General features: G+C 65.5%; 20 protein-coding genes and 1 pseudogene. 11 read left to right on the top strand and 10 right to left on the bottom strand.

Features of this window, described 5'->3' with window-relative positions:
- Positions 1-300: 300 nt before the first annotated feature.
- Positions 301-879, top strand: a complete 579-nt coding sequence (locus TL10_RS29605; RefSeq protein WP_131630728.1) for a hypothetical protein — start codon at positions 301-303, stop codon at positions 877-879.
- 164 nt (positions 880-1,043) lie between these two features.
- The gene (locus tag TL10_RS12400) at positions 1,044-1,460 is read left to right on the top strand and encodes a DUF732 domain-containing protein (RefSeq protein WP_082067931.1); all 417 of its coding nucleotides are present in this window, start codon (positions 1,044-1,046) and stop codon (positions 1,458-1,460) included.
- Between the two features lie 13 nt (positions 1,461-1,473).
- Here TL10_RS12400 and TL10_RS12395 read toward each other — a convergent pair whose 3' ends face one another.
- Positions 1,474-2,532, bottom strand: a complete 1,059-nt coding sequence (locus tag TL10_RS12395; RefSeq protein ID WP_043985892.1) for a patatin-like phospholipase family protein — start codon at positions 2,530-2,532, stop codon at positions 1,474-1,476.
- A gap of 316 nt (positions 2,533-2,848) precedes the next feature.
- Between TL10_RS12395 and TL10_RS12390 the strand changes: the two are divergent.
- Positions 2,849-3,604: pseudogene (locus TL10_RS12390) on the top strand (L,D-transpeptidase); the annotation flags it as partial.
- A 161-nt stretch (positions 3,605-3,765) separates the two neighbouring features.
- Positions 3,766-3,990, top strand: coding sequence for a hypothetical protein (locus TL10_RS12385; protein ID WP_131630727.1), 225 nt, complete (start codon positions 3,766-3,768; stop codon positions 3,988-3,990).
- Between the two features lie 351 nt (positions 3,991-4,341).
- On the opposite strand, the gene TL10_RS12380 is transcribed toward TL10_RS12385, so the two are convergent.
- Both TL10_RS12380 and TL10_RS12375 read right to left on the bottom strand, forming a co-directional pair.
- Positions 4,342-7,236, bottom strand: coding sequence for an MMPL/RND family transporter (locus TL10_RS12380; RefSeq protein ID WP_043985889.1), 2,895 nt, complete (start codon positions 7,234-7,236; stop codon positions 4,342-4,344).
- A complete protein-coding gene (locus TL10_RS12375) occupies positions 7,233-7,667 on the bottom strand; it encodes an MmpS family transport accessory protein (RefSeq protein ID WP_043985887.1) in 435 nt (144 codons plus the stop codon). Before TL10_RS12375 ends, TL10_RS12380 begins: the two co-directional genes overlap by 4 nt.
- A 303-nt stretch (positions 7,668-7,970) precedes the next feature.
- On the opposite strand from TL10_RS12375, the gene TL10_RS12370 reads away from it, so the two are divergent.
- Positions 7,971-8,552 carry a TetR/AcrR family transcriptional regulator gene (locus TL10_RS12370; RefSeq protein WP_043389973.1) on the top strand — a complete coding sequence of 194 codons (582 nt, stop codon included), beginning with the start codon at positions 7,971-7,973 and terminating at the stop codon, positions 8,550-8,552.
- On the opposite strand, the gene TL10_RS12365 is transcribed toward TL10_RS12370, so the two are convergent.
- The gene (locus TL10_RS12365) at positions 8,539-8,958 is read right to left on the bottom strand and encodes a nitroreductase family deazaflavin-dependent oxidoreductase (protein WP_043389975.1); all 420 of its coding nucleotides are present in this window, start codon (positions 8,956-8,958) and stop codon (positions 8,539-8,541) included. The genes TL10_RS12370 and TL10_RS12365 overlap by 14 nt on opposite strands.
- A gap of 154 nt (positions 8,959-9,112) precedes the next feature.
- Here TL10_RS12365 and TL10_RS12360 point away from each other — a divergent pair, with 154 nt between their 5' ends.
- The gene (locus TL10_RS12360) at positions 9,113-10,528 is read left to right on the top strand and encodes a PPE family protein (RefSeq protein ID WP_043389977.1); all 1,416 of its coding nucleotides are present in this window, start codon (positions 9,113-9,115) and stop codon (positions 10,526-10,528) included.
- Here TL10_RS12360 and TL10_RS12355 read toward each other — a convergent pair.
- Positions 10,521-11,363 (bottom strand): hypothetical protein, encoded by an 843-nt coding sequence (locus TL10_RS12355; RefSeq protein ID WP_043389979.1) that lies wholly within the window; start codon positions 11,361-11,363, stop codon positions 10,521-10,523. The genes TL10_RS12360 and TL10_RS12355 overlap by 8 nt on opposite strands.
- On the opposite strand from TL10_RS12355, the gene TL10_RS12350 reads away from it, so the two are divergent.
- Together TL10_RS12350 and TL10_RS29600 are read left to right on the top strand one after the other, a co-directional pair.
- Positions 11,362-11,721 (top strand): hypothetical protein, encoded by a 360-nt coding sequence (locus TL10_RS12350; protein WP_043389982.1) that lies wholly within the window; start codon positions 11,362-11,364, stop codon positions 11,719-11,721. The two genes, TL10_RS12355 and TL10_RS12350, sit on opposite strands and share 2 nt — an antisense overlap.
- A gap of 403 nt (positions 11,722-12,124) precedes the next feature.
- A complete protein-coding gene (locus tag TL10_RS29600) occupies positions 12,125-12,964 on the top strand; it encodes a DUF732 domain-containing protein (RefSeq protein ID WP_131630726.1) in 840 nt (279 codons plus the stop codon).
- Positions 12,965-13,054: 90 nt separating this feature from the next.
- Here TL10_RS29600 and TL10_RS12340 read toward each other — a convergent pair whose 3' ends face one another.
- The gene (locus TL10_RS12340) at positions 13,055-14,335 is read right to left on the bottom strand and encodes a hypothetical protein (RefSeq protein ID WP_131630725.1); all 1,281 of its coding nucleotides are present in this window, start codon (positions 14,333-14,335) and stop codon (positions 13,055-13,057) included.
- A gap of 263 nt (positions 14,336-14,598) precedes the next feature.
- Here TL10_RS12340 and TL10_RS12335 point away from each other — a divergent pair, with 263 nt between their 5' ends.
- Positions 14,599-15,153 (top strand): hypothetical protein, encoded by a 555-nt coding sequence (locus TL10_RS12335; protein ID WP_043985922.1) that lies wholly within the window; start codon positions 14,599-14,601, stop codon positions 15,151-15,153.
- Positions 15,154-15,158: 5 nt separating this feature from the next.
- Here the strand turns inward: TL10_RS12335 and TL10_RS12330 are convergent, their stop codons facing one another.
- On the bottom strand, positions 15,159-15,566 hold the full coding sequence (locus TL10_RS12330; protein ID WP_043985884.1) for a MerR family transcriptional regulator: 408 nt from the start codon (positions 15,564-15,566) through the stop codon (positions 15,159-15,161).
- Between the two features lie 55 nt (positions 15,567-15,621).
- Between TL10_RS12330 and TL10_RS12325 the strand changes: the two genes are divergently transcribed.
- Positions 15,622-16,080 (top strand): PPOX class F420-dependent oxidoreductase, encoded by a 459-nt coding sequence (locus tag TL10_RS12325; protein WP_043985881.1) that lies wholly within the window; start codon positions 15,622-15,624, stop codon positions 16,078-16,080.
- Between the two features lie 165 nt (positions 16,081-16,245).
- Here the strand turns inward: TL10_RS12325 and TL10_RS12320 are convergent, their stop codons facing one another.
- Together TL10_RS12320 and ligD are read right to left on the bottom strand one after the other, a co-directional pair.
- Positions 16,246-16,704, bottom strand: a complete 459-nt coding sequence (locus TL10_RS12320) for an STAS domain-containing protein (protein ID WP_043389992.1) — start codon at positions 16,702-16,704, stop codon at positions 16,246-16,248.
- A 165-nt stretch (positions 16,705-16,869) separates the two neighbouring features.
- Positions 16,870-18,108 carry a non-homologous end-joining DNA ligase gene (gene ligD / locus TL10_RS12315; RefSeq protein WP_043985880.1) on the bottom strand — a complete coding sequence of 413 codons (1,239 nt, stop codon included), beginning with the start codon at positions 18,106-18,108 and terminating at the stop codon, positions 16,870-16,872.
- A 77-nt stretch (positions 18,109-18,185) separates the two neighbouring features.
- On the opposite strand from ligD, the gene fadD2 reads away from it, so the two are divergent.
- Complete coding sequence (fadD2, locus tag TL10_RS12310; RefSeq protein ID WP_043389996.1) at positions 18,186-19,886, top strand: long-chain-fatty-acid--CoA ligase FadD2; 1,701 nt, start codon at positions 18,186-18,188, stop codon at positions 19,884-19,886.
- Here the strand turns inward: fadD2 and TL10_RS31435 are convergent.
- Entirely contained in the window at positions 19,883-20,179 is a 297-nt protein-coding gene (locus TL10_RS31435; protein ID WP_043985921.1) for a hypothetical protein, read from the bottom strand. The genes fadD2 and TL10_RS31435 overlap by 4 nt on opposite strands.
- Positions 20,180-20,261: the final 82 nt, after the last annotated feature.

Below are 20,261 nucleotides of genomic sequence, written 5' to 3'. Positions count from 1 at the left end.
CACCTGGTAAATACCGGTATGTGGCCGGCGTTTCCGGTGGGTCGCATGGTCCGTGCGTTACCTGTGAGTCGATTGATGTAGTTAGCGAGAACTGCACGATGTCAGTCGTTTGACGTATCGTCGGGCGCCTCATCGCCGTGGTGTAATTGGATGAACGTCGTTCTTTGGCGGACAAGAGGGATTTGCTGGGAGGCTGCTATGGCGATGGATTCTGGCGGACTGAGCGTCCCGCGTCGACCTGGTCGGACCGAGCCCGCGGAAGTGCGCCAGGGGCTCGCCTCGAAGCGACCGGAGCGGGTCGTGACACGGCATCTCCCCGAGTTGCTCGTTGGTCTGCGGTGGATGTACGACACCCCACAACCGGACGGAGCTGTGGTGAGTGCCGGCGGTCAGGTGCTGCGGTCCGGCCGGCGGACCTTGCGGTTCCGTCCGCAGGACTGGCAGGGGCACGCGGTGATCGAAATCGTCGGTCCCGCCGCCGCCGGAGACCCGTCGCCGCGAGCCGAACTGGAGGCGTACGTCCAAGCTCTCGATGACATGGGCGAAGACGTGGTGACCAGCTGGATCGGGCGCAGAGGGCAGGTACGGAGCATTGCGTTGGCCCGCCCGGTACATCAGACGCTGCGCGCCGCCGTTGATCGCTATGTGGCCGGCTGCTCCGAGCATCCCGGCCAGCAGTGCGCGTGCGGCCGGCGGGCCCGCGACTGCAGCGTGTCGCTGCGCGCGGTTGAGCAGGCCGTCGGCCGTCATCAATTAGAGTTCGACGCGTTGGCGGGGCCGTGGCCCGATGCGCTGGACCCGTCGGGAGAACTGAGTGCGATCGCCGCGGGTGCGGTGTCGCAACTCACCGAGCATCGGGTGGCCGGCAGCGCGGTCTGACCCGTTTCGCCGGTATCACGCCGATAAGTCGGGAAAGTTTCATTTCCCGTTCGGTTATCGCTATGCCCGAATGATCTTTATTATTCCGTTACGGACACCGCGGGGGCGGTTCCGGAATTAATTGACGGAAGCGTCTTATATGGCGGTCGGGAGGTGTTGTTGCGATGACTGCGCGAGTGATTGTCGGCGGGCTGCTGGCGGCCCTGGCAGTTGCTGGTCTCGGCGTTTCTGCCCCCGCCTTGGCTGATGTCGGAACGGGCCAGATGGCGGCCTGCGCCGAACGGGGCAACCCGCTCGACTGCGTGCCGACGAATGCTGCGGCCAACGCGGCCGAGGTCGCCTATCTCACCGAGCTGCACGGCCGACTGAAAAGCAGCGACGCCGACCTGCTCAAGACCGGCCGTCTGACCTGCAACATGTTCGTGTACGCGGGCCAGCCGACGGGCGATGCGGTGAACAATATTTCCAATTCGTTGAAGGTGAACAAGGCCTCCGCGACTTTCGTGATGGATATGGCGATGGTGCATTTGTGCCCCGGCCTCAACATCGGTCCCGACGGAGTGCCGCGCCCCCGCTTTTAGGGCGCGCGGGTATTCACGCCGAACCGGCGTGAAAGCGATGTAGGTAAGTGGGCCAGTCCCAGGTATTCAGGAATTCCTTTGCGGCGGCGTAGCCGTTGTCGTAAAGACGCTTCCGATCCGCCTGGGAAATGTCGAAATTCAGGTATCCGATGCCCGCGGCATCGACGACGATCGTGCGCGCTGCGACCGATGGCTGTCGCAGATAGGTCTGGTCATGCCCGAGTAGTGCGGTGTTGATGAGGTTCTCCAAGAGCCGCGGTGCACCGGGTAGATCGACCACGGGTGCCAGCCCTGGGCCGGGGTCGCCGTCGCCCTGGGCGGCACGCTGGGCCGTGACGGTGATGCCGAAGCTGGGCCAGCGCGGCACCTTCCCGTCGGTGCGATCGAGCGAGTACATCGGGAAGTTCGACAGCAGACCACCGTCGATGAGGGTCGACGTCGTGCCCGAGGCGCCGGTGATCGTCACCGGACGAAAGATGAACGGGATGGCCATCGACGCGCTGACCGCGTCGGCGACGGACTGTTCGTCGGGATCGAGGCCGTACATCCTGCGGTAGTCCCAGGGCAGTCGGACCAGCGTGCCGCGGGTGATGTCGGCGACGGTGACGACCAGGCGGTAGCGCTGCTCGGGCGGCAGCTCGCGGTCGTCGAGTGCCAGATCGCCGAAGGTCCTTACCCCCAGATTGCGCAGCTCGCCGTCGACCCAGTCGTGGACGGCGTCGCCCCGGTACATCCCCTGGCCGCGGAAGGCGGTCCAGTACTTGCCCAGCACCGGGATTCGGCTGGTGCCAACGGGATCCAGGAACTTGCGGTAGGGCAGGGACATCGCCAGCTCGTGGAGTTGGTCACCGCTGAGCTGACAGCCGGCAGGCTGACGACGATTCGCGGCGGCGATGACCGCGCCCACCAGGGAGCCGGCCGACGTCCCGGAGACCCGGCCTACGCGATAGCCGGCGTCGCCGAGGGCGACGACGGAGCCGACCAATCCGATCGCCTTGACGCCACCGCCCGACAGCACCAGATCGGCGGTCTTGACCGGGACCGCAGGGGACTCGTCGGGCCTGTGCACCATTGGTCACGATGCTAGGTGAACTTCTGCGGTTTGCCGTGGACTGCAACGGCTTGTGACGGCGATGCGGCGCTGGTTGCGGGTGTGGCGGGCGTTACACGGGCACTCAGCCGATTCTTAGGCGCAGACTAAGGCGCCCTCAGTACGCATCCCTAATGTTGCTGGCACATCGAAGATTTCACCGGAGAGGGGGTGGCGAATGGAGCATCGGTACTGTGACCGCATGTTGGCGGCACGCGCATTTGTAATGGCAATGTCCATGGTCCTTCTCGTCCCCACCGCGGTGGCATCGGCAGACGACGACGCACCACCTCCCGGCCCTGCGGGGCCGCCGCCGGTCTCGTTCTCCATGACCTCCGGGGCGCCGATTCGAGACGGCGCGACCTACGGCATCGGAACGGTGATCGTCGCGCACTTCGGCGGTCCGGTCGATGAGGCTGCGGCCGCTCGGGACCTCGTGGTGACCGCGAACCCGCCGGTGGCCGGGTCCTGGCACTGGGTCAACAACACCACCGCGCACTGGCGCCCGCCGCAGTACTGGGCGCCGGGCACCGTGGTGTCGGTGGCCGGGGGGCCGACGTTCACCATCGGCGCTTCCCATGTGTCGATCGCCGACGACGCGACCAAGAAGGTCAACGTGTACGACGGCGGCGCACTGGTGAAGACCATGCCGACCTCCATGGGGCGCGGCGGCACCGAAACCGTCAACGGCAAGACCCTGAGTTTCTGGACCCAGCCGGGTGTCTACACGGTGCTCGACAAGAGCAATCCGGTGATCATGGATTCGTCGACGTACGGGCTGCCGATCAACAACCACCTTGGATACAAGGAGACCATCCCGTACGCCGTGCGTGTCAGCACTGACGGTGTGTACCTGCATCAGCTCGACGCCACGGTGTGGGCGCAGGGCAACACCAATACCAGTCACGGGTGCCTGAACCTGAACCACGACAACGCGCAGTGGTTCTACAACTTCTCGGTGCCCGGCGACGTGGTCGAGGTGCGGAACACCGGCGGCAAGCCATTGCAGCTGTGGCAGAACGGCGACTGGAGTGTGCCGTGGGACCAGTGGTGATAACGATGCGGTCAATGTTGAATTGCGGTCGCGTCGATGTGACGCACACCACAAAGCATTAGGTACACTGGGCAGTGTCACGGCAAAAGTCCTAGTCACGACCGGTACTTAGCCGATAAAATTAGATAGCTGAAATTAACAGTTTGAGGTCAGGAGTGGTCGTGGGAGCAGTAGCGCATTTGCCGAACCAGTTCGAGCCGGCACAGCCGCCGGCGGCGGACGCATCGTTGATGGACTTGTTGACGACGTGTTCGGGCATCATCGAGTCGACCTTCGCCGACCGCATCCGTGAGCTCGGTGGCACGGAAGCCGAAGTTCACCAGATGTCGTCTTCGGCGGCCTACGCGGTGTTCGCCTGGTCCACCGGCCGCGGCTTCGGCGCCTGAGTCGGTAGTCCGGTAGCGTCCGCGCCGATGTTCGGCACGCGCTGCCTCCGGTAGCCCACCCGGCCTGGCCGGCCCCGTCATTCCACCCGTAAACATGCTGGTGCCCGCCTCGGTGCGACAACCCTGTCGCACCGAGGCGGGCATTTTGCGTTGCCGGGTATCTCCCCGCGCATGGGACGGGCCGCATGTGCTCTGTACGCGACTCGCAAATCCCATGCAGCAGTTGAGATTGCGCTGACGCAGGGAGAGCTCGAGTGGCCGTCTGCGTAGACGCACGAGCAACCAGCGCACCGATATAAGAACGCCGCGCTGAGACGGGCAGTCTCAGCGCGGCGCTTTCGGTACGACGGGTCAGACGGTCGCGTCGACCTTCTTGTCGGGGGTTGGCCAGGGCACCGGCACCGGACGCTGACGCACGATCTGCGGCCACCAGAACCACTTGCCCATGAGGGCCGCGATCGACGGCATCATGAACGACCGGACCACCAGGGTGTCGAACAACAGGCCCAGGCCGATCGTGGTGCCCACCTGGCCGATGATGCGTAGCTCGCTGATGATCATCGACGACATGGTGAAGGCGAAGACCAAGCCGGCGTTGGTGACCACCGAGCCCGTGCTGCCCATGGCCCGGATGATGCCGGTGTTCAGGCCGGCATGGATCTCTTCCTTGAACCGGGCCGCCAGCAGCAGGTTGTAGTCCGCGCCCACGGCCAACAGGATGATCACCGACATCGGTATCACCATCCAGTGCAGCGGTAGGCCGATCAGGTACTGCCAGATGAGAATCGACATACCCAGCGACGCGCCCAGCGAGATCGCCACCGTCGCCACGATCACCGAGGCGGCCACCACCGCTCGCGTGATGATCAGCATGATGACGAAAATCAGTGCGAGAGCTGAGATTCCGGCGATCATCAGGTCGTAGTCAGAGCCTTCGGCCATGTCGCGGAAGGTCGCCGCACTGCCGGCCAGAAAGATCTTGGAGCCCTCCAGCGGGGTGCCCTTGATCGCCTCCTTGGCGGCCTGCTTGATGGCATCGATGTGCGAGATGCCTTCGGGGGTAAGCGGATTGCCTTCGTGCTGGATGATGAACCGCACCGACTTGCCGTCCGGCGAGATGAAGTTCTTCATGCCGCGCTTGAAATCGGCGCTGTCGAAGGCCTCGGGCGGCAGGTAGAACGAATCGTCGTTCTTGGACTTGTCGAAGGCCTCACCCATGGCGCTGGAGTTCTTCTGGCCCTCGGCCTGCTGATCCAGCTGTCCCTTCTGGGTGGCGTACATCATCTGCATGTACTTCTTCATGTTCTTCATGGTCTCGATCTGCGGAGGCATGACCGTGACCATCTGCTTCGTCAGCGCGGACATCTTGTCCATGTCGGGGATGACGGTCTGGAAGTCGTCCGTCATGGTGTCGATGCCGTCGAGAGTGTCGAAGACCGAACGCATGGACCAGCAGACCGGGATGTCGTAGCAGTGCGGTTCCCAGTAGAGGTAGTTGCGGATCGGCCGGAAGAAGTCGTCGAAATCGGAGATGTGGTTGCGCAGGTCTTCGATGTCGCCCAGCATGCCGTGCATCTTGCCGACCATGCTGTCCATGACCGTTGACATCTGAACCGTGATGGCCTGCATCTTGGTCATGGTGTCGATGCTCACCTGGATGTCAGCCACCTGCTTGAGCATGTTGGCCATCATGTCCTGCTGGTACTTCTGGTTCATCACCTGCGTGGTGCTCTGCATACCCAGCTGGAACGGGATGGTCGAGTGCTGGATGGGCGTGCCCTCGGGCCGGGTGATGGCCTGCACCTGAGCGATACCAGGAACGGCCACAACGGCTTTCGCGATCTTGTTGATCACCAGGAAGTCCGACGGGTTGCGCAGGTCGTGGTCGGTCTGGACCAGCAGCAGGTCGGGATTCATGCGAGCCGGGGAGAAGTGCCGGTTGGCGGCCGCGTAACCCTCGTTGGACGTGAGATCCGCGGGCATGTACTGACGGTCGTCGTAGCTCGTCTTGTAACCGGGGATGGCCACCAGGCCGACCAACGCCACCGCGATCGTCGCGACCAGGATCGGGCCCGGCCAGCGGGTGATCGCGGCGCCGATCTTGCGCCAACCCCGCACCCGCATCTCGCGCTTGGGTTCCAGCGTCTTGCCGAACTTGGTGACCACGGTGATGAGGGCCGGGCCGAGGGACAGTGCGGCGAGCACCACGGTGACCATGCCGATGGCCAGTGGGATGCCCAGCGTCTGGAAGTACGGCAGTCGGGTGAAGTGCAGGCAGTATGTCGCGCCGGCGATCGTCAGACCCGAACCGAGGATCACGTGCGCGGTGCCGTGATACATGTCGTAGTAGGCGTCCTCTTTGGACATCCCCGCGGTGCGCGCCTCTTGATAGCGGCCGATCAGGAAGATCGCGTAGTCGGTCGCCGCCGCGATGGCCAGCATCGGCAGCAGGTTGGTGGCGAAGGTCGACAGGCCGATGACGTTGTAGAAGCCGAGCACGGCGACCAGGCCGCGCGCCGCGCCCACCAGCACCATGACGATGAACAGCTCGATCAGCACGGTGATGAACGACCGGTACACCAGCAGCAGCATCACGATGATGACCGCGAATGACACGGCCTCCATGACCTTCAGGCTGCGATCGCCGGCGACGTTCATATCGGAGGCCTGGGCGGCCGCACCGGTGACATAGCTCTTCACGCCCGGCGGAGCGGGGACGCCCTTGAGGATCTTGTCGACGGTCTCGACGGACTCGTTGGCCAGCGATTCGCCCTGGTTACCGCGCAGGTAGACCTGCACGTAGGCGGACTTGCCGTCCGCGCTCTGGGAGCCGGACGCGGTCAGTGGGTCGCTCCAGAAGTCCTGGACGTGCTCGACGTGCGCGGTGTCGGCCTGGAGCTTGGCGACGATCTGGTCGTAGTACGCGTGTGCGGCGGCATCCAGCGGTTCTTGGCCTTCGAGCACCACCATGGCCGAGCTGTCGGATTCGAACTCCTTGAAGTCGGAGCCGACCTGCTTCATCGCGATCATCGACGGCGCGTCGTGCGGTGACATCGAGACCGACCGCATCTTGCCGACCTCGTCCAGCCCCGGAACGATCGTGCTCAGCACCACCACGATGCCGATCCAGGCGAGGATGACGGGGATCGCCAGCGTCCGGATCAGGCGGGGGATCAGCGGCCGGTGCGGCGGCTGCTCGGCCTTGGGGAACGAGTCCGTCGGGGTATCGAGGCTGTGGTTGCTCATGCAGATTTCACCAGGCAGAAGGTCTGGGCGTGGACGCCCGTGGAGGTGCGGGTGTCTTTGAGTTCGTCGTCGACGTGGACGGTGCAGGTGATGGAGTCACCGTCGCCTTGGGCGACGATGTTGGGCGATGCTGCCGGTGCGGTGGTGGACAGGACGAGTTTCCAGGGCAGCATGGCGTGGTCGATGCGTTGCGGCTTGGCGTCCAGGTCGAGGTAGTTGATGTCGGCGTAGGCGCCGGGTTCGCCGGTGATCTCGTAGGTGACGACCTTGGGCTTGAACGGTTTGGCGTCGTCGGCGAAGTTGCGTGGGGTGACGATGACGGGGTTTTGGCCGAAGTAGCCGCGGACGCGTTGCACGGTGAAACCGGCGACGAGGGCCACGGCGAGGATGAGCAGCGGGATCCACGCCTTCTTGAGCGCAGTGCCGATCATGCAGCGATCTCCTTGGTCATGCTGACCTCCCCGTTCCTCGATTGCTCGACATGCCTTGGCGGATTGCGTGACCTGGGGCGCTGCGCACGGTTTGTACGGCGCCGCCAGCTGTGTCACATTCAGTCTGCCGATCGGCAGACTCAGAGTATCCACCAAGGTAAACTTAGACAAGTTAAGCGATTGAATTGATGCAGGTCGGTGCGCACATCGGGGCATCCTGTGTGACGTACGTGACGTCGCCGTGATGGCGGTGACCAGGGCTACACGGCGACCACCCGGTCGGCGGTGAACAGGGAGCGGGGATTGGCCAAATCGGTGGGGCCGCGCGGATCAGCGCGTACGCGGGTGATCGAAGCTGCCCTGGCGTTGTTTGCGGAGCACGGCGTGAACGGCACATCGCTGCAGATGATCGCCGATCACATGGGGGTCAGCAAGGCCTCCGTGTACTACCAGTTCCATTCCAAGGACGACATCGTGCTCGCCGTTATCCGGCCGGTGTTCGCCGACCTCGATCAGCTGGCCACCGCGATCGAGGCTGAGGAGAGAGGGCCGGCCCGGCAGGAGGCCGCGATCACCGGGTTCGTCGAGCTCGCGGTCCGGCACCGGCGCGTGACGGCAGTCTTCTATCGCGACCCGGCCATCGACACCCTGGTCAACTCCCACGAGGAGTGCAGCGCCATCAATCGGCGGCTACGCAGAGTGCTCGGACTGGACGGTGCGGACACCGAGACGCGGGTGACCATGTCGCTGGTGATCTCGGGCGTCTACGGCAGCGCGATGGACCCCGAATTGCAGGACATTCCCGACGGCGAACTCCATCGCATCTTGTTGCAGTCCGCGCGTCGGTTACTGCCGATCGGGGAGCAGGAAGTTATTCGGCGATGAAGACCGGGATCAGACGGTCGGTCTTGGTCTGATACTCGGCGTAGGGCGGGTAGGCCTCAACTGCCCGGTCCCACCACTCCTGGCGTTCGTCGCCCTCGAGCTCGCGGGTGGTCAGCTCCACGACCGTCTCGCCGTCCTGCGCCGTGATCCGCGGGTTGGCCTTGACGTTGTGGTACCACGACGGGTGCTCCGGGGCGCCGCCCTTGGACGCCACCAGGGCGTAACGGCCGTCGTGCTCGACCCGCATCAACGGCACCAGACGCTTCTTGCCGGACTTGGCTCCGGTGGTGGTGAACAGGACCACCGGCCGATCGAGGATGTGCACGCCATCGGTGGTGCCCTGCGCCAGAATCTGTTCGGTCTGCTTGCGGACCCAGTCGGTGGGGCTCAGTTCATGTTCGGTCACGTCAGTTCCCAACGGATTGAGGAAGCCGGGTTATTCCGGTCGAACCCAATTCTTACCGGTCGGCGGATGTCCTGGGGCGATCCTCGGCCGAAATCTCCTTGGGCGCACCGAGGTGGCCAACCTGAGCAGCTAAACTTAGGTTAGCCTAAATTATGTGTCGACGATATGGGAGACGCTGCCGCCGGAGGTGAGTTCGGCGATGCTCGCGACCGGGCCGGGGCCCGGTTCGTTGTTGGCGGCCGGCGCAGCGTGGCGTGGATTGGCTGCCCAATATGCTGACGCCGCAACGCAATTGACGGGCATCCTGGCGGCGGTCCAAGGCGGGGTGTGGGACGGCTCGACTGCCGAGCAGTACGTGGCCGCCCATCAGCCGTTCTGTCACTGGCTGACTTCGATGGGTGCCGTCGCCGAGCTGATCGCCCAGCAGCACGACACCGTTGTCGCCGCTTATGCCGTCGCCGTCGCGGGCATGCCGACACTGGCCGAACTCGCTGCCAACCATGCCGTCCACACCAGCTTGCTCGCGACGAACTTCCTTGGCCTCAACACCATTCCGATCGCTCTGAACGAAGCCGACTATGGCCGGATGTGGTTGCAGGCGGCCGCCACCATGCGGGTGTATGAGGGCGTGTCGACGGTGAGTTTGCAGTCGTCCCCGACCGCAGCGCCGGCTCCGGCCATCCTGTCCGCTGATTCTGGCGCTTCGGCCCGCGCCGCGTCGGCGACGTCGGGTTCCGGTCAATTCACGTTCCGTGATCCCGCGGGCATTGTGGTCGAGCAGGTGCGAAAACTCGTCAACGCGCTGGCCGAGTGGGCCCGTGAGCTGCCGGAACCGTTGCGCAGCATCGCGACTCAAGCGTTGGACGGCGCGGCGGCCGCGGTGAACGCCAAACTCTTCAGCATCCTCACCTACTCCGTGCTGGATCCGCTCATCTATTTCGGCCCGTTCGCCGCGGTGCCCGCGCCGGCGGCCGCTGCTGCCGCGGCCGCAGCCGCGAGCGGCACCCCGCCGGCCGAGCCGGCCCCGGACGTAACTCCAATGCCAGTTGCCGAATCACCAGCGTTGGGCCACAACGACATTCAGGATCGCACTGACTGGCCGGCGGCCGGAACGACGCCGGCGGGCATGACGTCGTCGGCGGCACCGCAAACCGGTTCGGCGCCGGTCCCGTCGTCGCCGGCCGCGCCGATGGCTCCTGTGCCCGACGTGCCGTACCTGTATGCCGTGGGTGTCGGCCCGGACGGGGAGGGTTCCGCGCCGACGGTGCGTGGTTCGGCTACCCAGGTGGCATCCGCCCCGGCTCAGGAACCGGTGGCGGCGAGCGTGGCCGTGGCCGAGCGCCGCGCGGCCCGCCGGCGCCGGAAAACGCGGCAATACCGGCACGAAACAATGGCGGCCGACGGTCGGATGACTCTGCCTGGCGCACCGGCAGAGCCCGACGTCATCGGAGCCAATCATGATGCGGCACTTGATGTCTCGGCACGCGGGTTGGTCGGCCCGCGGGCGACGGTGTTACGCGATGTGGTGCGTACGCCGATGCTGCCGTCGACCTGGGCTGGGCCTAGTTGACGAACCGCTGGGCGCGGCTGGGTGCCGATGAGGTGGCGCGGGCCTGCCGGTATCCGACCAAGCCGCCGGCGGCGGTGAGGGTGATGATGCCGGCGAACCCGGGGACGGCGACCGCCGCGACCTCGCTGAGGCCCGCGGCCCGCAGGTAGTCCGGATAGCCCGGCCGGAAATCCGTCGACGCGACGAGGTGGCTCTCGGCGGCGAAGACGTTGCGGGGCTGGATCGGCGGGACTGGCTTGACGGGTGTGCCTGGAGCACCGGGCGAGACGTCGCGCGGTACCGAATCAGTGCTTGCGGCAAAGGTTTTCGGAATCTGGGGTGCGTTCTGCTGAAGGGTCCGGTTGTCCAGTGGCGACTGGATGAGGGGCGTGCCCGGCTGATATTGCAGGAACGGCAGGTCGGACGCGGCTGCCGCCAGGTCTCGGACGGTGCTCTCGATGGGGTTGATCAGGGCATCGGCGAAGACCGGCAGTGCGGCGAGACCCGGAATCGGCACGGCTTCGACGACTGTCGGCAGGGTGGTCTTGACCAGGTCGAGCGCCGTCAACGGAACCTGGGCGGCCATCAGCGGGAGTTGCGCCAGCGGGGGCTTGGGTGCGGCCGCGGCGGTGGTGTCCTCGGTGGTCTTGGCCGGCTCCGGCGCCAGGGCGGCAGACGGTTGCGGCGCCGCGTTGTTCGTCGGCGCGGGGGCCGACGCGGCGAACGTCGATGTGGCGCCTGGCGTCAGCTGCGGGGCGTTCTGGTTGGGCTTGACGCCGGGAATGATGCCGGTGAGCGGTGCGCCGCCGATGATGCTGGTCGGGTGCTGGATGATGCGGGTGAACTGACCGACCATGCCGCCCAAGGTGTTCGGCAGACTCGACGACGAGCTGCTGCCCGTGGTGGAGCCCGTGGTGGTCGAGGATCCGCTGGTCGTCGATGTCGTGCCGGTGCCGGTCGTCGTCGACGTGTCCGAGCTGCCGGTGGTGCCACCAGCGGACGTGCCCGTCGTGGTGCCGGTGGTGCCGGTGGTTGAGCTGGTGCCCGTCGTCCCCGTAGTTGAGCTACTACCGCTGGAGTCGGAGTCGGAGGACGGAAGCGCGAATGCGACGGCGGCTTCGGGAAGGAATGCCAGGCAGCCCGCGGCGAGGAGGCTGGAGGCGGCGGCGAGCCGCGCGTGGGGCATCACGCGGAGATCACCTCCCCTTTTCTGACCAAAGTGCAGTATGTCACACCCGTCTGACCATTACCTATGAACAAAGTAAGGCCCTACTCCGGCGTCAATTGATGCGGGGTGTGCTCGGTGCTCGGTGGCGGGTCAACCAGTTTCTGGCGGAACTCCCGAAAGCCTGCATCTGGCCGAGTATTGACGCCTCTTTCAAATTGTGCCGGAAGGTGCTAATGAGGCAAATGTGACTACTGGTGTTATTGAGTTGAAGCCCCCGTAAGAAAAGGAGACAGAATTTCAGTCCGGTCTCAGAGATCAAGGTAGCGAAACGCATAGGGTTCGAACGGTTATCGGTCCGTGTTGTATTTGTGACATTTGTAGCCCACCGTTACCGAAGTGAAATCAGTGCCCAATGTGGCGCCGAGCACTCAGGAACAGGGAGCGTGCTGATGACCGCAACGACTGAAGTGACGTACCGCAGGCGATCGGTGGCTGCCCGCCCGGGCCGGCCGAAGACCGGAAGGACACAGGTCGGCTCCGTGGATGTCATCGCGACATCTGCCGCGGTGCTGCGGCCTGTCGTGGTGGCCGGGGCGATCGTCGCCGCGGCTCTCATGTGGGGGCCGCGCGCCCAGGCCGACGTCGTCCATGACGCGCTCAATGACGTCGGCATCGGCAACAACGGGCCAGTCAGCAACGCGATCGCCGAGGTGGGTACCTCGATCTGCCCGCTGCTCGTGCAGCCCGGCAGCCAGATGGCCAGCACGGCAACTCAGATGAGTGGCAACGGCGGCATCGCGCCGCCGCTGGCCGGGTTCGCCACGCAGGTCGCGATCCAGACTCAGTGCCCCGCCTTCATGACGGCGCTGGCCAACGGGAACATCCCGGCGTTGATGAACGGCGGCCTGCCGGTGGCAACGCCGGGGCTGCCCTCCGTCGGGCTGCCAGACCTGTCGGGCGCCACCGGAGCGCTTCCGGGCACCCTGGGCGCGGTTCCGGGCACGCTGGGCGCGGCCACCACTCCCGTATCGAGCGTCTTGGGCGCGGCCACGGCTCCGGTGCCGGGAACGTTGGGTGCGGTGACGGCGCCGCTGCCGGGAACGTTGGGGGCCGCGACGGCACCCGTTCCTGGTGTGCTCGGTGCGGCGACCGCGCCGTTGGCTCCCGCGCCTGGGCTGGCCACCCTGCCGGCGGTCACGGCGCCCGCGCCGGGCCTGCTGGCACCCGCGGCGCAGGCACCGTTGCAGCTGGCTTCGTCTCCGGTCGTGCCGGCGATTCCCGGTTACTGACGTCTGACCCCGTCCACCGAATGTGGGCGGGAATGCATTGAGGGCTGTGGCTTTTCGAAGCCACAGCCCTCAATGTCGTTGTGCTACGTGCTAGCTGTCGTGGCTGCTGCTGCTGCTGCCGCCGCCGCTGCTGCTGGAGGCGTGCGACGAGCTGCCGCCCTCGGGGGCACGGTGCTTGCCACCGGTCGAACCCGCGGGCACGGAGACCGAACCGCTGGCACCGTCGGGAGCGCTGTGCTTGCCGCTCTTCGAGGTGGTCTTGTCGGTCTTCTTGGACTTGCTCGAGTCCGCCTTCGTGGACTTGTCGGCGGTCGACTTGTCGGTGCCCGTCTTGTCGTCCGACTTCGTGTCGGACTTGGCGTCCGGCTTGTCGGTGCCCTTGGTCTCGGTGCCCTTGGTCTCGGTGCCCTTGGTGTCGGACTTCTCGTCGGTCTTGCCGGCGGGCTTGCTCGTGTCCTTGGCCTCGGTCGGGCTGTCCGTGGTGGCGCCGGAGCCGGTGCTCTCCGTCGTCTTCCCGGTGTCGGTGGCGGCGGGCGTCTTGTCCGGCGTGCTGGACGCAGGCGACGACTTGGCCGAAACGCTCGGCGTATCCGACTCTGCGGCAGCGGGTTTGACCGTCAGAGACAACGGCTGGGTCGTGGGCACGACCGTGGCCGCAGACAGTGTCTTCAACGAGGTGGTGGCGGCCAACGGCGTTGCGGCCAAGGGGAATCCGGAGAGAATGGCGCCCGGCAGGGCGTTCAGTCCGGCGATGAGCGCGCCCGGCAGAGCGTTGATCCCCTTGATGATGGTGGCGGGCAAGGTGCTCAGGTTCTGCAACGCGGCGATCGCGGTGTTGATCGCCGTGGTGATGAGCACCGGGATCTTTGCCGTCGTGCCGTTGAAGAACGAGGCGTTGATGGCATTGATGCCCTTGATGATGGCGTTCGGCGCCGCGATCAGGGTGTTGACGATCGGGAGCAGCGTGGCGGCGTGAATCGCCTTGTTGATCGCGTTGAGGTTGTTGATGATCGCGTTCGGGCCCTGGATCAGCTGGGCGACGAACGGGCCGACCGTCTGGGCGTAGATCGCGGCGTTGAGCGTGTTGAAGGCCTTGATGAACTCATTGGGGCCGGCGATGAGGTTGTTCACGAACGTCTGGTACGTCGTGAACGGCAGCGAGATCAGCTGCAGCAGGTCTGCCGGGAAGGCAGTCAGGTAGTACTTCTCCGCGTAGGTGGAGACGGTCGTCACGGCAGAGTGCGCCGCCGCGGGCACGGCCTGCGGTGCGGGCAGCGGCGCCACGGCTCCGACCGAGGCGACGATGCACACCGAGCACATTCCGGCAACGAGAGACGAAGGCAGTGCGTTGTGCCGAACAGCGATTTGCATGATGGACCCCGGATTCAGTGAAACAGAACGGAATTAGGCGGTCTGAAGGTAGCGGAAACCAGGACTCGCCTCTAGCTGAGAAAATTCGCCCCTCGGCCGTCTGACCTGCCGATACGTGCACAATTTGCCTGCCCGGGTAAATAAATCAAGCTGAAGTTTTCCAAGAATTCATCCAAGGCCCAGGGGTTACGACCGGCAATCGGTTTGCCGGGACGCGGTGTGGGCGCTCGCCGAACGCGTCGCGGTGTGATGTGGTGGTGACGATGTCCGACTTCACCTTCCGCGCCGCGGGGCTGCTGGCTGCGACCCTGACGGGCGCCGCGCTGGTGCTGGCCGGGATCCCGGCGGCGTCGGCCGATCCCGCCACGGACGCGCAGGGGTTCGTCGACTCGACGGCGCGGTGTCCGACCGGCGATACCGCGGTGGCTTTCGGGAGCACCGCCTCGTCGCGGGTGGCCATCTGCAAGAGCGCCGGCGGTCAATATCAGTACCGCGGCGTGCGCATCAGCGACGGTGCGAAGCTGATCATCTCCGCCACCGCGGACGGCAACGGCCGCTACACCGCGACGAGTGACGGCATCACCTATGTCGTGACCGCCAAATCGCTTGATATCAGCGCGGGTTCACAATCCATCAGGTCCGAGCCCATGACCTTTTACCGCAGTGGCGGGCCGCTGACCGGCACTGCCGCCGCCGCGCCCGCACCGGCGGGCACGCCACCCGCACCTGTCACCGGAGCTCCCGCACCCACGCCGACCACTCCACTTCCGCCGCCATTACCTGCAGAAGTTGGTGGAGCCCACCCGAGCGGGCACTGACGCGATCAGCCGGCGGCGGTCTGGGAGTCCCGGGGCTTGGCGGGGTGAATGCCGCAGCTGCAGGCGTCGATCGACGGGCAGGTGCATTGGAGACCCCACTCGACGATCGCCCGGGCGAGATGCAGTTCGGCGATCTTGGTGTCGATCTCGGCGATCTTGGCCGTGGCCAGTGCGCGTGTCGAGGGGCGGCCGGGGGCGTCGTCGGCGAACAGCAAGAGGATCTCGTCCAGGGAGAACCCGGCGGTCTTGCACACCCGGATGACGTTGAGCCGATCGACGACGGCGCCGTCGTAGCGGCGCTGGCCGCCGACCCGCGCCGGTGCGGGGATGAGACCGATCTGCTCGTAGTAGCGCAGTGTCGTCGCGGCGACGTCGGTGCGCGCCGACACTTCGCCGATGGTGAACGTGGCCATGACACTCCTGGATCGGGCTTGACTTGGAGCCAACTCTAAGTCGTTGACTGTGTGCATGGCTACCAACGCACAGCGATCAGACATCAGCGAGTTGAGCAGGACCCGGTACGCACTGCTCCGGAGCTACCGGAAAAGTGGTGAGCCGGTCGATACCCCGATGTGGTTCGCCGCTGCGGGCAACTCCGTCATGTTCCGGACCAAGCGCGGACCGAAAACCGCACGCTTGCGGGCGCATCCGCAGGTGGAGCTGACCGCCTGTGACTATCGCGGCCGAAAACTCAGCGGCGCAACTGTATTCACCGGCACGGCGACGATCCTCGACGGCGTGGACGCGGCTGCCGCGAATCGCGTGCTGCACCGACGCTATGGGTGGCAGTGGAATCTGGTGCCGCTCATCAGGATTCCGGGCGTGACGCAGGTGCACGCCGGCCTTCCGTGGCGCGAGAAGTGGCGCAAGGCACGGAATCGGAATGTCTGGGACGACAGCGTGATCGTGCGCGTCGACTTCGCATAGGTGACGCCCACGCAAAAACACGGTGCCGACACCAGGATTGGTGTCGGCACCGTGTTGGAGGTCGAAGGTGTCAGAAAGCCGGCGTCGCGAGATGCGTCTTACGACGGTGGTGGTGGAGCAGGGCACTCAGCCAGCGGAGATCGATCAACATGTTCAGTTCCTGTCTTACGCGGACTTCTTGGTGAGGAACGGCAGCAACCGACGGCGCTCGTACATGCTGTCCGAGAAATGGTGCAGCGCTTCGGAGACGGAGGTTGCGGTCGGGAAGGCGGACTCTGCGCCGCAGGCCAGCAGTGCGGTCGAAACCGGCTGGGATGCGATCAGGGACCACTCATTACCTGCTGCGATGCAGCTGTCGTTGACCTTGTCGAGCAGTTCGACACAGGACACTGCAAACGAGGTGACCCCGCTCAGGTCCAGGATGAACGGCTTCTCGGGAAGGACGCAGCGCCGTGCCTGCGCTGCTACCAGGTCCACATCGGATTCGTCGATGACTCCGGTGACGGTGAGTACCGTCGCCAGTTGGCGGCACTGGGCGCGCACCTCGGCGTCGCCGCAGGCGACCGCCGGATTGCCATAGCGGAAAGCGGCTGTCGATGCCGAGTCGCTGGTGACCATAGCCATGTGATGCCTCCCTTCGATGTTGCCGAACGCCCGACTGCTGTGTCGTTTCTTCGGCTCAAGATCGAAGTTATGTGCCCAAGTTAAGGTACCGGGGAGTAAGTCCTAAATCATCGCTAAGAAGTCTGATAGCTCCAGCTAGCAAACATGGTCTCGGCGGGGTAACGCTCACGGACGGCGCCACTGGTTGCCTTGATAGCCCACCCACGGCGAATAGTCGGCGATGAGCGGCTCCTGCGGCGGCCGCAACTGCTCCGGCACATGCTGCAGATTGATCCGGATGCGGTACCAGATCGAGCTGGGTCCACGCATGCCGTCGACCAGAACATCGATGGCTTCCAGGGCAGATGCCGCTTCTGGATGACGGGATCGCCACACCTCGAGGGCGGCCATCGCCTCATCGCGGGTCTTGGTGCGGGCAACCTCGATGAGTGGCATCTGTGACGCGCGCCGCCCGTCGGCCGATGCGCCGCCCTCGGGTTTCTCCGCCCTGGGCATCGGACCCAGTTCTTCGGCCAACGCCAGCAATCCCTCCAGACCGCCTGCAGCGGCGTCCATCCCGGCCCACGGGTCGCCGAATTGCGCGTACCGGCCGGGCACCGTCGCCACGGTGAATTCCTCGGGACGGCAGCCCGGGACCTCGTCCCAGAACAGCGGTGTCGAGACCCGGGCATCGGGCCGCGACCGCACCGAGTACGCCGACGCGACCGTGCGGTCCTTGGCGTTCTGGTTGAAGTCGACGAACACGCCCTGGCGCTCCTCTTTCCACCACCGGCTGGTCGCCAGGTCGGGTGCGCGTCGCTCCACCTCGCGGGCCACCGTCTGGGCGGCCAACCGCACCTCCTTGTACGACCAGTTCCGCTCGATCCGGGCATAGATGTGGAAACCCCGCGAGCCGGAGGTCTTGGGCCATGCCGTCAGCCCGTAGTCGGTGAGCACATCGCGCACCACGATGGCGACGTCGACGATCTGCGGCCACTCGACACCCGGCATCGGGTCCAGGTCGACGCGCAGTTCGTCCGGGTGCTCCAGGTCGTCGGCCCGGACCGGATGCGGGTTGAAGTCGATGCAACCCAGGCTCACCGCCCACACCAGCCCGGCGGCCTCGTCGATCACGGCTTCTTTCGCTGAGGTGCCGGAGGCGTATTTCAGCTCGGCCACCTCGATCCAGTCCGGCCGTTTCTCCGGTGCCCGCTTCTGGAAGATCGCTTCCTGGGCAATGCCTTTCACGAACCGCTTCAGGATCATGGGCCGCCGGGCCACGCCGCGCAGCGCGCCGTCGGCGACGGACAGGTAGTAGTTGACGAGGTCGAGCTTGGTCACCCCGGGTTCCGGGAAGACCAGCTTGTCCGGGTTGCTCACGGCAACCTCGCGTCCGCCTACCTCGAGGGACCGCGAGTCACCCATGTGGACAGCGTAATCGGCTCGATAATTGGGGCGGGAGTTCCGGCCGTGTTACCCGGGGTGTCACATATGGTTGGCTCATGGCGAAGCTGACTGACCTCCCGTCGCAGGTGGCAAACAAGGTTCAGGAAACTTTGGAGAAGTCGGTCGGTAAATACGTCGACCGCGGCGCCGCCGAACTCCACTACGCCAGGAAGATGTTCGAGGCCGGCGCCCTCAAGCTCGAGTCGCCGCAGCACATGGCGGCCATGCTGGCCGACATCGTCCGTTGGGGTGAGATCGGCATGGTCCCGGCGCTCAATGCGCGCCGTACTCCGCACCGCACCGCCGTCATCGACGACGACGGCGACATCACCTTCCAGGAGTTCGACGACGCCGTGAACGCGACGGCCAACGCGTTGCGCGCCAAGGGCGTTCAGGCCGGCGAAGGCGTCGCGATCCTCGCCCGCAACCACCGGTGGTTCCTGGTGGCGGTGTACGGCGCGGCGCGTGTCGGTGCGCGAATCATCCTGCTCAACACCGAGTTCTCGGGTCCGCAGATCAAAGAGGTCTCCGAGCGCGAGGGTGCTCAGCTGATCATCTACGACGACGAATACGCCGACGCCGTCGCGCTTTCGGAGCCGCCGTTGGGCAAGCTGCGGGCGCTGGGGCACAACCCGGACAAGCCGGAACCGTCGGGCAGCGTCGACGAATCACTGGCCGACGTTATCGCTCGGACCAGCAGCCTCGCGCCGCCGAAGGTCGCGAAGGCGGCTTCCATCATCATCTTGACCAGTGGTACGACGGGAACTCCCAAGGGCGCCAATCGAAGTGCCCCGCCATCGCTGGCCCCGGTGGGTGGTGTGCTGTCCTCGGTGCCGTTCAAATCCGGCGAGGTGACCAGCCTGCCCGCGCCGATGTTCCACGCGCTGGGGTACCTGCATTCGACCATCGCCATGTTGCTCGGCAGCACGCTGGTGTTGCGCCGCCGGTTCAAGCCGGCGACCGTGCTCGCCGACATCGAACGCCACCAGGTCACCGCCATGGTGGTGGTGCCGGTGATGTTGTCGCGCATTCTCGACGAACTCGACAAGACGTCGCCGAAGCCGAACCTGTCGAGCCTGCGCATCGTCTTCATCTCGGGTTCGCAGCTGGGGTCCGAGCTGGCGACACGGGCACTCAAGGATCTGGGCCCGGTGATCTACAACCTGTACGGGTCGACCGAGATCTCGTTCGCCACCATCGCGCGCCCGCAGGATCTGTCGATCAACCCGGCGACGGTCGGCCCGGTGGTCAAGGGCGTCCGCGTGAAGATCTTCGACGACAACGGCAAGGAGCTGCCGCAGGGCAGCGTCGGGCGCATCTTCGTCGGCACCACCTTCCCGTTCGAGGGGTACACCGGCGGCGGTGGCAAGGAGATCATCGACGGCATGCTCTCGTCGGGCGACGTCGGCTACTTCGACGAGCGCGGACTCCTGTACGTCAGTGGCCGGGACGACGAGATGATCGTCTCCGGTGGTGAGAACGTCTTCCCCGCCGAGGTCGAGGATCTGATCAGCGGGCACCCCGAGGTGGTGGAGGCGACCGCGATCGGTGTCGACGACAAGGACTTCGGGGCGCGCCTGCGGGCGTTCGTCGTCACAACCGAGGGCGCGACGGTCAGCGAGGACGACATCAAGACCTACGTCCGAGATCACTTGGCGCGCTACAAGGTTCCGCGCGAGGTCGTCTTCCTCGACGAGTTGCCGCGCAACCCGACGGGCAAGATCCTCAAGCGTGCGCTGCGGGAGATGGACCTCTAGTCACCGTTGACGTACCAGGCCAGGCAGCCGGGCTTGTCGTGGCACGCGATGATGGCACCCGCGTCGGGAGCCGCACCGCGCACCTTTGGGCTGTTCCGCGCGGGCAGGTTGCAGTTCACGACGTACGGGTTCCACGGGACGACGCCGTTGACGCACGGGTCACCGCCCGCCTGCAGCGTTGTGGCCGGGCTGCGTAGGACAGTCGGGACGACCGTGAACGAGATCGCGATGGCCCCGATGGACACCAGTCGCAGCACCTGCGCCGCACGTGTCGTCAGCTCGTTTGTGGTCATGATCGTCACCACCAACCAAATCTTCCGCTTACGTCAACCGTACGCCTGGTCCATACCTGCGAACAGTCGGGAAAACCCCCAT

The sequence above is a fragment of the Mycolicibacterium llatzerense genome (genome assembly GCF_000878195.1).
Classification (GTDB): domain Bacteria; phylum Actinomycetota; class Actinomycetes; order Mycobacteriales; family Mycobacteriaceae; genus Mycobacterium; species Mycobacterium llatzerense.
The sequence above is the reverse complement of the archived record's forward strand: the minus strand, read 5'-3'. Positions and strand labels throughout refer to the sequence as shown.

What these genes read in the sequence shown, in the direction of transcription:
- TL10_RS12400 (WP_082067931.1), top strand. Translation starts at nt 1,044, where the DNA reads ATGACTGCGCGAGTGATTGTCGGCGGGCTGCTGGCGGCCCTGGCAGTT.
- TL10_RS12395 (WP_043985892.1), bottom strand. Translation starts at nt 2,532, where the DNA reads ATGGTGCACAGGCCCGACGAGTCCCCTGCGGTCCCGGTCAAGACCGCC.
- TL10_RS12380 (WP_043985889.1), bottom strand. Translation starts at nt 7,236, where the DNA reads ATGAGCAACCACAGCCTCGATACCCCGACGGACTCGTTCCCCAAGGCC.
- TL10_RS12375 (WP_043985887.1), bottom strand. Translation starts at nt 7,667, where the DNA reads ATGATCGGCACTGCGCTCAAGAAGGCGTGGATCCCGCTGCTCATCCTC.
- TL10_RS12350 (WP_043389982.1), top strand. Translation starts at nt 11,362, where the DNA reads ATGCCGCCCAAGGTGTTCGGCAGACTCGACGACGAGCTGCTGCCCGTG.
- TL10_RS12355 (WP_043389979.1), bottom strand. Translation starts at nt 11,363, where the DNA reads ATGGTCGGTCAGTTCACCCGCATCATCCAGCACCCGACCAGCATCATC.
- TL10_RS29600 (WP_131630726.1), top strand. Translation starts at nt 12,125, where the DNA reads ATGACCGCAACGACTGAAGTGACGTACCGCAGGCGATCGGTGGCTGCC.
- TL10_RS12340 (WP_131630725.1), bottom strand. Translation starts at nt 14,335, where the DNA reads ATGCAAATCGCTGTTCGGCACAACGCACTGCCTTCGTCTCTCGTTGCC.
- TL10_RS12335 (WP_043985922.1), top strand. Translation starts at nt 14,599, where the DNA reads ATGTCCGACTTCACCTTCCGCGCCGCGGGGCTGCTGGCTGCGACCCTG.
- TL10_RS12330 (WP_043985884.1), bottom strand. Translation starts at nt 15,566, where the DNA reads ATGGCCACGTTCACCATCGGCGAAGTGTCGGCGCGCACCGACGTCGCC.
- TL10_RS12325 (WP_043985881.1), top strand. Translation starts at nt 15,622, where the DNA reads ATGGCTACCAACGCACAGCGATCAGACATCAGCGAGTTGAGCAGGACC.
- TL10_RS12320 (WP_043389992.1), bottom strand. Translation starts at nt 16,704, where the DNA reads ATGGCTATGGTCACCAGCGACTCGGCATCGACAGCCGCTTTCCGCTAT.
- ligD (WP_043985880.1), bottom strand. Translation starts at nt 18,108, where the DNA reads ATGGGTGACTCGCGGTCCCTCGAGGTAGGCGGACGCGAGGTTGCCGTG.
- fadD2 (WP_043389996.1), top strand. Translation starts at nt 18,186, where the DNA reads ATGGCGAAGCTGACTGACCTCCCGTCGCAGGTGGCAAACAAGGTTCAG.
- TL10_RS31435 (WP_043985921.1), bottom strand. Translation starts at nt 20,179, where the DNA reads ATGACCACAAACGAGCTGACGACACGTGCGGCGCAGGTGCTGCGACTG.